Origin of the sequence: Escherichia sp. WS33 (assembly GCF_046486385.1) — a bacterium.
In the GTDB taxonomy this organism is placed as follows: domain Bacteria; phylum Pseudomonadota; class Gammaproteobacteria; order Enterobacterales; family Enterobacteriaceae; genus ECMA0423.
The window spans coordinates 1-3,278 of sequence record NZ_JBJQLJ010000068.1; the positions used below are offsets into that span (position 1 = coordinate 1).

General features: G+C 50.1%; 3 protein-coding genes. All 3 read right to left on the reverse strand.

Annotation, left to right across the window (positions count from 1 at the left end; all coding sequences use genetic code 11):
• Positions 1-2,287, reverse strand: a 2,287-nt coding sequence (locus tag ACJHXA_RS23615) for a prophage tail fiber N-terminal domain-containing protein (protein ID WP_283512378.1), incomplete at its 3' end; no start/stop codon positions are given.
• Positions 2,288-2,351: 64 nt separating this feature from the next.
• A complete protein-coding gene (locus ACJHXA_RS23620; RefSeq protein ID WP_208482579.1) occupies positions 2,352-2,951 on the reverse strand; it encodes an Ail/Lom family outer membrane beta-barrel protein in 600 nt (199 codons plus the stop codon).
• 66 nt (positions 2,952-3,017) lie between these two features.
• The coding region (locus tag ACJHXA_RS23625; protein ID WP_283512379.1) for a hypothetical protein at positions 3,018-3,278 on the reverse strand (261 nt) is incomplete at its 5' end.

The following is a 3,278-nucleotide window of genomic DNA, read 5'->3' on the forward strand; positions in this document are numbered from 1 at the left end:
TTGATTTCAGTATCGCACTATCTACAATTAAATTACCTTCTGAGTTAAGGTTTAGATATTTTGAAGCACCAGTTGAACCATCGTATGTAAACCTTATTGTTAATTGACCTGGCTCATTTGATAAAGTTTCAACATACATATCAGCACCAAGACGCACAGTGCTGTCAGCTGCTAACAGTCTTGTATGGAGAATTCCACTAGATGTGTATGTATTGGTCGAATCACTATATCTATCAAGAAATAGACTGTTAAGTTGAGGGCTGTTGTTCCTACCTAAGCCAAGATTCGTTCTGACACCATCAACAGTTGCCGCACCAGTACCACCATGAGAAACATCAAGCGGTATCCATTTTTTTTGTGTGTCGCTGTAACACCCCCACGTTGATCCGGTTAAACCCAGGCGCATAGATTTATCATGGTTATATATCCATGTTTCGCTAGTCCAATCATCAACCCTTTCAGTTGATACATTTTTCACCCAGTCTGACCATGTGTCAGAACCACCATTGTATGTACGGCTATATGAGATTCTTGGGTTATTGTATACATAATAAATCTGAATACATGAGTACCCAACATTAGCCCCGTCCTTTAAAACCATCAGTGCACCCGCAAGCTGTATCGGGTAATTTAGTTCTGGCTTTGCGTTGGCAGACATTGGTTGGTAATAAAAACCGGCTGTAGTACCTTTTATATCGTTTAAGTTCGTATTCGCATCAAGGCCAGTTTTTGCTTCAAACATGACTTCAAGTTTAGAGCGCGCTGTACTTGCATCATTCGCCCCTGTGCCACCTTGTGCAACTGCGAGCGGTTGCCATCTACCAGCTTTAGGGTTAAACGCGCCCCACTGACCGTCAGCATCAACCTGTAAGTAACAGCCGTCAGCCTGAACGTCAGTAGATAAAATGACAGTTCTTGTGTTGCTTGAACGCTGAAATCGGATAACCTCATCTTTTCTTGCGTGGCGCGTCCATTGTGGGCCTATTGTCGGATTCCAGCGATAGGTATAAAGAGAGCGAGTAGCCCATCCCTGAAATACACCTGTATACGCTGGTGTTCCATCTACCTGACTAATAAAACCAGTAAGGCTACTTTCGCCTGATGCAATAGGAGGGAAACCTGTTGCATTAGACATGATGCGCATAAAGCCAATATAACCTGATGGATTTCCTGAGATGTCAGAGCAATCACGCGGTGATGATCCCAAACCGATGTTAGTACCAACAATACCCTGGGCCTGGTTGCGATAATTAAGTGCGTCCGCCGCAGATTTCGCCGCGTTTGTTTCACTGGATTTAGCATTAGTTTCGCTGGCTTTAGCGTTGGTTTCGCTGCTCTTTGCTGCTGCCTCGCTATTTTTTGCGTTGGTTTCTGATTTTTTGGCGGCTGTCGCGGAGTTTGCCGATGCAGTTTGTGAGGCCGCTGCCGCCTGTGCGCTGTTATCCGCATTCGTCTCAGACGTTTTTGCGGCCTTCGCGGAATTTCCTGCCGCCGTTGCCGAGGAAGCTGCACTAATGGCACTTGATGATGCGTTCGTTTCTGATGATTTCGCTGCCTCTTTTGAGACCGCCGCATCCCGGGCTGAGGTGGCAGCTTCTGACGCTTTCGTGGTCGCGGTGGATGCAGAAGTGGCTGCAGATTTTTGTGACGCTGCCGCATTCGTTTCTGACGTTTTCGCCGCACCGGCACTGGTAGCCGCCGCGCTTTTTGAGGACTCTGCAGCGGCAGCACTTTTTGATGCTTCAGTAGCCTTTGTTGATGCCGTTCCTGCGCTGGAAGACGCTGACTGAGCCGACGTCGCGGCCTGCCCGGCTGATGTGCTGGCTGCACGTGCTGAGCCTGCAGCATCAGTCGCATGGGTTGCCGCCTCACGGGCTGATGTGCTGGCATCACTGGCTGACTTCTTCGCGGCTGCCGTGTTCTGTGCCACCGCGGACGCGTTACGCGCCACCTCTTCCACCATCAGTTCAAAACGGCGCAGTGCCTCCGGACGGGCATCATCCTCCGTCATGGCACCGAGAAAATCATTCAGCGTACCGGGTTGAGAATCTTCATACACGGTGATGGTCCCGGCATGTGACGGCGGGAATCCCTCCACCAACAGAATAACGCTGTACTGACCGTACTCAACGTCCATACTGTAACGCCCGGCTTCATCCGGATTTTCTGAGGCCAGCGTGTTCACCACCACCGTGGTGCTGTTACGTTTTGCTTTCAGCTGGATTGTGCAGTTCTGTACCGGTTTTCCTGTGCCATCTTTCAGTACACCTGAAATCTTTACTGCCATATTCACCCCACAAAAAAGCCCGCCTGAAACGGCGGGCTGTCATAACACTGTGTTACCTGGCTAATCAGAACTTATAACCGACACCCACGATGAAACCGTCAGTGCGCCAGTCGCCACTGCCGGAGCCTTCATAAGCAATATCAATGGCCACGGATTCGGTCGGGTTAAACTGCACGCCAGCTCCCCACGCCAGAGACGTGTTGCTGTGGCGACCGTCATCACTTCCGGTCAGCACATCGTGCGTTTTCCCCTTGTTGTCAGTTACGCGGAGATAATCCCCGGAGAAAGTCGACACGCGGCTGTAAGACACACCCGCCATCGCATACGCGCTGAACCATTCATTCACGCGTACAGACGGCCCCGCCATCACGCTGAACCAGCGGTTACGCACGGAATCTTCATGCCAGCGGGTATCGCTGTAACGGGTAAGCTGGCGATTCTTGTCTCCTGCATAGCTGAATGACGTCACCATTCCCAGAGTGTCCGTAAACTCATAACGGTATTTCACGTTAATCCCGTTCAGATCATCGCTGCCGGGAACGTTCGTCGAGGCATGAAGATACCCCGCGCTCAGCGTGGACTGATGTTCAGACGCCCATGCAGGCGCACCGGATACGGCCAGACAAATGGCTGCGGACAAAATGGCGGCATAAAGTTTACGCATAATTACCTCTCGCTTTTCTGCAATAAAAAAGGCGTCATTTCTGACGCCCGTTATGGGTTATAAAATTCAGCTGATACTGATACCTGCTGTGGATTTCTTCATCACCACAACCAGCAGATCGCTGATACTGGTTGTTGGTGTCCAGTTATTCGCTCCTGATGAAGATACGGTGAATGTCAGTGTCAGCGTCCCCTGTCCGACAGGCATATCTATAACTGAGGAAAATACGCCCTGAGCATCCGTCGTGGACTGATTAAAAATCTCCTGACCATTGCGGGTCACTCTTAACCGGCAGGTTGAATACCAGTATGACTGTTGGTTATTACT

Coding starts and splice junctions, on each gene's coding strand:
- ACJHXA_RS23620 (WP_208482579.1), bottom strand. CDS start 2,951: ATGCGTAAACTTTATGCCGCCATTTTGTCCGCAGCCATTTGTCTGGCC.